Origin of the sequence: Armatimonas sp. (assembly GCF_031410135.1) — a bacterium.
Taxonomy (GTDB): Bacteria; Armatimonadota; Armatimonadia; order Armatimonadales; family Armatimonadaceae; genus Armatimonas.
The window spans coordinates 1-6,251 of sequence record NZ_JANNYP010000093.1; the positions used below are offsets into that span (position 1 = coordinate 1).

Genomic DNA, 6,251 nt, shown 5'->3' on the forward strand with positions numbered 1-6,251 from the left:
CTCTTTGGGCGAGCCGCCGCCTTGGTAAAAGTCCTCCCAGTTCGTACAGCCTTTCTCCTCCATCCAGAGCGCGTAGTGCTGCCCCGCCCAGGCTTCGTCGCCGTGGTTGCGGTTGATCTGCACCCAGTCAAAGCCGTACCAGGGGCCGGTGAAGCCGCGCCAGAAGGCCAAGTCGCGGAACTTGTCTGGCGTCTCCAAGCTCACTTGGTTCTCCGCGGAGCGTAGCGGCTGGAAGTGGGCTTTCCCCAAGAGCGCCGTGAAGTAGCCGTTTTCCCGAAAGACATCCCCCACCGTCGGAACGTCCTCGCCCAACTTGACCCCGATTGTCCAGCAACCGTGCCAGCTCGGGTACTGCCCCGTGATCATGGTGGAGCGCGACGGCGAACAGACGGGGTTATTGCAGTACGCCCGCTCAAAGCGTATGCCTTCATCGGCGAGGCGATCCAGCGCGGGGGTTTGGAGCTTTGCGTTCACACTCCCGAGGCACGAGAAATGGTGCTGGTCGCTGGTGATCAACAGAACATTGGGACGTTTTGACATGGAGGGTGTTTCACCATCAAGGCGCGGACGTCCTGCCCTCGTACGGTTTTTTTGGTGCGTGAACACGCCCGTCGGAGTTTAGCACCTATACCTCCTTCGCGGCCTCTCCAACCGAGCTCCGGACACGGAGGAGTTCGATGTGAATGTCAGAGGCTTAATCCAGACGATAGCTGTACCTTCTAAAGACAAGCAAGTCAGTGGCCTATAAACACAAGAAAAGTAGCCCACTTGCCGTGCTATAATGTCCTAAGCTGGATAACTTCGGCACTGATTGGATGCGTATGATTCGAATTCCTGGTGGTTTGCTCGTTGCCGTGGAAGGTATTGATGGTGCGGGTAAGACGTCGGTAGCCACTCTATTGGCACAGTTTTGTGGGGAGCGCGGCATTGGTTGCGTCCTCTCCAAGGAACCAACGGGCCTGCGTTGGGGTACAGAACTTCGTCGTTCTGCAAGTGAAGGTCGTCTGACGCTGGAGCGTGAACTGGAACTATTTGAGCTTGATCGTCAAGACCATGTTCAACGCTCTATCCTTCCAGGACTGAAGGAAGGTAATGTTGTCATCCTTGATCGCTACTATTGGTCCTCGGCTGCTTATCAGGGCAGTCGAGGGGCCGATTTCAATTCGATCATTGCAAAGAACGAATCTTTTGCACCGAGACCAAACCTGACAATTCTTTTAGACATAGATACCCAAACAGGAATCAATCGCATCCTCAATCGAGGAGATAAACCCAACTTATTTGAAACTAAAGACTCTCTAGAAAAAGCGAGAGAGATATTTAGCAATCTTTCCAAGATGAATCCAGATACTAGCAAAATTGATTCTTCTGTTTCTCTTAGAGAAGTGCAATCACAAGTTCTATCTATTTTTGTTAAATGCTTTACCCAGAAACTTGCAGAAAGCCAGGAAATGAATCCACAGATGATTAATACTGTACTGGCCTTGCTTGGCGGCGACCTTATTCGGTCAGTCTGATTTGGGGGAGCGTCACGGCCTCTGGGATTTATTGAGCATCGTGGCAGGCTGTGCTCTGATCGCGTTGCGGTTCCGGTGCAGAGTGACCGTGGAGTTGAACCCAAGCACGGGTGAGCTGGTTCAGGTGCGCGGACTATCCAACCGTGACCCGGATAGCGAGGAGCAGCAGGTGGTGGTACTCTGGCACCAGAGCCTGGTGTGTTGCTCCAATACTTCGGTATCTCTGTGATATAACACTCCCTATGAATTGGGTCAGTCTGACTCGGGGGAAGCGGAGTGGCTTCTGGGATAGTCTCAGTATTGTTGCAGGCTGTGCCCTGATGGCGCTGAGCTTCCGGCTCTTTATGAACGGCAACGATATCGTCGCCGGAGGGGTGGTGGGGCTCTCAACCTTGTTGGAGCGGCGCTTGGGCTGGGAGGCGGCGTGGGTGCAGTGGGGCATCAACCTGCCGCTTCTGGTGCTGGGCTTCTGGGGGCTGGGAAAAGCGGCAGGTGCACGCTCAGCGCTGGGCTCGCTGGTGCTTCCCCTGCTGATGCTCGTCACCCGCGCCGTTCCCACGCTTACCCAGACCCCTCTACTCGCGTCGCTCTTTGGCGGCGTGGTCTACGGCGCAGGCCTAGGGCTGGTACTCTCCGGAAGCGGCTCGGTGGGCGGCTACTCGCTCTTTGCCCGGCTCCTGACCAAGCGCCTGCCACTCTCGGTGAGCAATGCGATCTTTGCACTGGATGCCCTCACTATTCTTGGCGGTAGCTGGCTCTTTGGAGCAGAAAAAGCCATGTACGGCCTCATCGCCGCCTTTGTGATGCGCCGCGCCCTCGATACCGTCCTACTGGGGTTCTCGCGCACTAAGCTTGCCTTTGTGATCTCGACGGCTCACGACGCAATCCGTCAGTCCGTGATCGCGGAGCTAGACCGTGGCCTCACTATTCTCCCCGGCACCGGCGGCTACACCGGCGACCCGCGCCCCGTGCTCCTGATCGCCCTTGGACAAGCCGAAGTCCCCCGCCTGCGAAGCCTCGTCAAGACGCACGACCCCGATGCCTTCATCGTCCTCACCGATGCTGCCGAAGTCCTCGGAAAAGGTTTTCACCGCGAAGCGTAACCAAACTCTGTCTTTCTGCGTTTTTTGCCATAGGAGGTACACAATGACGCGTACAGAGGAGACTTCGGCCAATGTGGCACTTTTAGGTTGCCTAGGTTTTCCGCTTCTGGGATGGATGGGGGCTTGGATCTGGGTGCTACGAATTTACGATGTTGCCCTGCCGATGGCAATTTCCGGTGGGATTATTCTGGGGTTACTGATCGGTGGCGGTGTTGCCGCGCTCAGTGGTCGCAAGGTTGTGGAAAATGGTTGCACCACAATCCCAATCTTGGTTATGTTCTTGATTATGGCTCCGGTGTTTAAGCAAGCACGCGATAAAGCACGTGCGAGAACAGGCCAAACGAAGGCGCTCAAGCTCAGCCCGACTCCCACGCCCGGTCCGGCACTTCTGGTCCGGAAATAAGCGTACAATGCGGTATGGATGACGATATTGAGATCAGCCCGTGTGGTCAGTGGAAGCACGATCACCCGCCGGTGCGTGACATCAACACGGAGTTTGCCAAGCAGCAGACCACCGGCCAGCGCCTCGCCGACAAGATCGCGGGGGCGGTGGGGGGCTGGCCGTTTATCATCATCCAGTCCTGCCTTCTCGCCTGCTGGATCGCGGCCAATGTGTACTTTGCGCTGCATCCTGCGCTTCTCAAGGCCTGGGACCCGTACCCGTTTATCCTACTCAACCTCGTGCTCTCGTTCCAAGCCGCCTACACCGGACCGGTCGTGATGATGAGCCAGAACCGCCAGGCGGAGAAAGACCGCCTCACTGCCCAGCGCGACTACGAAGTGGACCAGCGCGCCGAGACCGAGATTGCGATTGTGATGGAGCACCTCCTGCACCAAGACCACCAGATCGCCGCGCTTCGCCAAGAGATTTCCAGCCTGCACCGGGCGCTAGAAAGTAGCAAGAAATGACAACAGCAGAGAAAATCGTCGCCGCAGCACGTCAGCAAGTGGGAGATCGCTATGTCGCGGATTATGTCTCGCTGAAATATCCCGGCGGTGATGTGCCCAAGGGAACGGGAGCCTGCACCGATGTGGTCGTGCGCTCGCTCCGGGCCGTCGGGCTAGATCTACAGAAGCTACTCCACGAGGACATGAAGCGCAACTTTGGGCTTTATCCAAAGAAATGGGGCCTGCGCCGCCCCGACCCCAATATTGACCACCGCCGCGTCCCGAATCTGCGGGTTTTCTTCGTGCGTTTTGGAAAGTCCCTGCCTCTCAACAAAGACTTCCAGCCCGGCGATATCGTCACCTGGGATCTGACACCCACCAGCCTCACGCACTGTGGCATTGTCAGCGATAGGAAAAATGCACAGGGCGGCTATCTCATCCTCCACAACATCGGGCCAAGCGCCAGCGAGGACGATAGGCTCTTCGCCTGGAAAATCACGGGGCACTACCGAATCGCCATTGTGAAGCTGCAAGAGAGGTAAGGGGGCCACAGAGCGCTAGGCACAACCTGATAGTGTGGTCAAACTCAGGAGTACTAACCTGAGTAAGAGTTTTGCACGTGCCATTTCTGCCAGACTACCACAAAAAATAACGCAAGTTGCGGTACTCTCTGGCTATGCACACCACGAATGGTCTCTCACTCTTTACGATACCAAATCCACAGAGCACGAAGCCAGGCCCGCTCGGGCCTACCCATGTTCTCCATGCGTGTGGGCGGCGCACCTACCACTGGTCGGGAGTGGGGCCGCTTTCGTTGAAGCTCTTCTTTGGCGGCACGGGACGCTATGCTGTGGGGCGTGGCCAGCTTGTGGTGGAAGAAGGAAACTATCTTATCCTCAATCACGGCCAGCGCTATAGCATTACGATTGAGGCAGCGGAGCCTGTCGAGTCGTTTTGTTTGTTCTTTCGCACGGGGCAGCTAGAGAGCGTCGTGCAGAGCTTGCGAGCACAGGCAGACCACCTTCTCGATAGCCCCGAAGCCTTTCCTGTCACCCCTCCAATTTTTGTCGAACGTACCTACGCTCCTGACACACTCCTGACTCCCGCTCTCTTGGATCTGCGCCGGGAATTGGCAGAGCGAGAGCAAGCCTCGCCTCTCTGGCTGGAGGAGCGCCTCAATGGGATTCTGGAGCGGCTACTGGTGCGCCACCAGCTTGTCGGTCAAGAAGTGGTGGCATTTGGCGCGGCGGCGGGGATCGCACGCCCTGCCACCCGCGAGGAGCTCTACCGTCGGCTCTATCAGGCCCGTGACTTTTTAGAGGCGGAGTTCGCGCAGCCCCTGACGCTGGAGCAGCTTGCCCGAGTTGCCTGCCTCTCGCCCAATCATTTTTTACGCTCATTTCGGGCACTTTTTGGAACCAGCCCACACCAATACCTCACAGAGCGGCGCTTGCGAGGTGCAAAGGCACTACTGGAGCACACGGATCTGCCCGTGACACAGGTCACTCTGGCGGTTGGCTTTCTGAGCCACGGCTCGTTCACACGCCTCTTCCGCTCGCGGGTGGGCACGGCCCCGGAGATTTATCGCCGCCGTTTTCGGTGATTTTCGCGAAGCGCTCTCCAGGGAATGCTGCTATGCTGGGCGTATGACAACAGACCAAATCAAATCCACACCGGAGACTCTCCCACGCCTTCCGGACGAACTCGTGCACTCTTTTGTGAAGGTTGCACACGGCGATTTAGGAGCCGTAAAAGCACTATTAGCACAAGAGCCGCGCCTTATCCATGCCACCTGGGACTGGGGTGGCGGCGACTTTGAGACGGCACTTGGGGCGTCGGCACACCGAGGGCAAAAAGAAATCGCCTCTTTTCTTCTGGAGAGTGGCGCTCGGCTTGATCTCTTTGCCGCCGCCATGCTCGGTGAGTTTAAGATCGTCGAAGCCACCCTGCGAGCCTACCCGACAGCGGCGCATGTCCTTGGGCCGCACCGTATCCCTCTTCTGGCACATGCCAAAGCTGGAAAAGCGGATGCCGTGGTGCGCTATCTGGAGTCGCTCAAGATATAAAGATATAATCATGGAGTGCAGACAACAAAAGAAGGCGTTTCGGTACGAGTCGGAGGCAGTCTCTGTACCCTAACTCTCAACACAGAGCGCCTACACGAAAGACTGGTAGCTCTCGGTCACTCGGGCGAGCTACGTTTGGAGTGGACGACAGGGATTAACCCCGGCGAGTACTTTCAGGAAGAGAGCAACACTCAGGCAGAAAGCGGCGTCGAGGGAGGAAATGCCCAGGACGTGGTCTGCTTGAACCCACACTTTATTGTCCTCGCCCGCCTGGGGCTTTTCCCGCTTCCCTGGCCAGCCGCTCTGTGCCCTGTCCCCCTTTACCGCAAGCGCCTGCTTCAGACCCTCGCCCACGAGCTACGTCACGCCCAGCAGACTGCCGGACTGACACAAGTGAGTGACAAGGCTCCCTGGCTCTCTTATATGGTTCTGCGCAACCTAGGGCGTGTCTATATCGTTCTAGCGCTGCTCGGAGCACTGGCGATCCAGCAGCTTCTTGGGCGCGAGCAGCTTACTCCTGCCTTGTGGATCGGGGGAAGCTTAATCGGGCTGGCTCTGGTTTATATTGTCTTGGCCTATCTTAACTACCACCTCGATCCGATGGAAGTGGATGCCCGACACTACGAGCGAAAAAACTGGCAGGAGTGGGAAGATTGCCTACAGCTAAACCCACTGCC

At 57.1% G+C, this 6,251-nt stretch carries 10 protein-coding genes; 9 read left to right on the forward strand and 1 reads right to left on the reverse strand.

Annotated elements, in window-relative coordinates:
- Positions 1-540: sulfatase-like hydrolase/transferase (locus RMO15_RS03535; RefSeq protein ID WP_309707860.1), on the reverse strand; the 540-nt coding region annotated here is incomplete at its 3' end.
- A 281-nt stretch (positions 541-821) separates the two neighbouring features.
- On the opposite strand from RMO15_RS03535, the gene tmk reads away from it, so the two are divergent.
- The 9 genes from tmk to RMO15_RS03580 all read left to right on the forward strand — a co-directional run.
- Positions 822-1,517 carry a dTMP kinase gene (gene tmk, locus RMO15_RS03540; RefSeq protein WP_309707862.1) on the forward strand — a complete coding sequence of 232 codons (696 nt, stop codon included), beginning with the start codon at positions 822-824 and terminating at the stop codon, positions 1,515-1,517.
- Between the two features lie 88 nt (positions 1,518-1,605).
- Positions 1,606-1,746, forward strand: a complete 141-nt coding sequence (locus RMO15_RS03545) for a hypothetical protein (protein WP_309707864.1) — start codon at positions 1,606-1,608, stop codon at positions 1,744-1,746.
- A gap of 13 nt (positions 1,747-1,759) precedes the next feature.
- Positions 1,760-2,620, forward strand: coding sequence for a YitT family protein (locus RMO15_RS03550; protein WP_309707866.1), 861 nt, complete (start codon positions 1,760-1,762; stop codon positions 2,618-2,620).
- Positions 2,621-2,663: 43 nt separating this feature from the next.
- Positions 2,664-3,023 (forward strand): hypothetical protein, encoded by a 360-nt coding sequence (locus RMO15_RS03555; protein WP_309707869.1) that lies wholly within the window; start codon positions 2,664-2,666, stop codon positions 3,021-3,023.
- Between the two features lie 14 nt (positions 3,024-3,037).
- Positions 3,038-3,529, forward strand: a complete 492-nt coding sequence (locus tag RMO15_RS03560) for a DUF1003 domain-containing protein (RefSeq protein ID WP_309707872.1) — start codon at positions 3,038-3,040, stop codon at positions 3,527-3,529.
- Complete coding sequence (locus tag RMO15_RS03565) at positions 3,526-4,050, forward strand: DUF1287 domain-containing protein (protein WP_309707875.1); 525 nt, start codon at positions 3,526-3,528, stop codon at positions 4,048-4,050. The genes RMO15_RS03560 and RMO15_RS03565 overlap by 4 nt, the downstream gene beginning before the upstream one ends.
- A gap of 134 nt (positions 4,051-4,184) precedes the next feature.
- Positions 4,185-5,111, forward strand: a complete 927-nt coding sequence (locus RMO15_RS03570) for an AraC family transcriptional regulator (protein ID WP_309707876.1) — start codon at positions 4,185-4,187, stop codon at positions 5,109-5,111.
- 43 nt (positions 5,112-5,154) lie between these two features.
- Positions 5,155-5,574: a hypothetical protein gene (locus tag RMO15_RS03575; RefSeq protein ID WP_309707878.1), complete on the forward strand. Its 420-nt coding sequence runs from the start codon at positions 5,155-5,157 to the stop codon at positions 5,572-5,574.
- A gap of 15 nt (positions 5,575-5,589) precedes the next feature.
- The coding region (locus RMO15_RS03580) for a hypothetical protein (protein WP_309707880.1) at positions 5,590-6,251 on the forward strand (662 nt) is incomplete at its 3' end.

What these genes read in the sequence shown, in the direction of transcription:
- tmk (WP_309707862.1), top strand. Translation starts at nt 822, where the DNA reads ATGATTCGAATTCCTGGTGGTTTGCTCGTTGCCGTGGAAGGTATTGAT.
- RMO15_RS03560 (WP_309707872.1), top strand. Translation starts at nt 3,038, where the DNA reads ATGGATGACGATATTGAGATCAGCCCGTGTGGTCAGTGGAAGCACGAT.
- RMO15_RS03565 (WP_309707875.1), top strand. Translation starts at nt 3,526, where the DNA reads ATGACAACAGCAGAGAAAATCGTCGCCGCAGCACGTCAGCAAGTGGGA.
- RMO15_RS03575 (WP_309707878.1), top strand. Translation starts at nt 5,155, where the DNA reads ATGACAACAGACCAAATCAAATCCACACCGGAGACTCTCCCACGCCTT.
- RMO15_RS03550 (WP_309707866.1), top strand. Translation starts at nt 1,760, where the DNA reads ATGAATTGGGTCAGTCTGACTCGGGGGAAGCGGAGTGGCTTCTGGGAT.
- RMO15_RS03555 (WP_309707869.1), top strand. Translation starts at nt 2,664, where the DNA reads ATGACGCGTACAGAGGAGACTTCGGCCAATGTGGCACTTTTAGGTTGC.
- RMO15_RS03570 (WP_309707876.1), top strand. Translation starts at nt 4,185, where the DNA reads ATGCACACCACGAATGGTCTCTCACTCTTTACGATACCAAATCCACAG.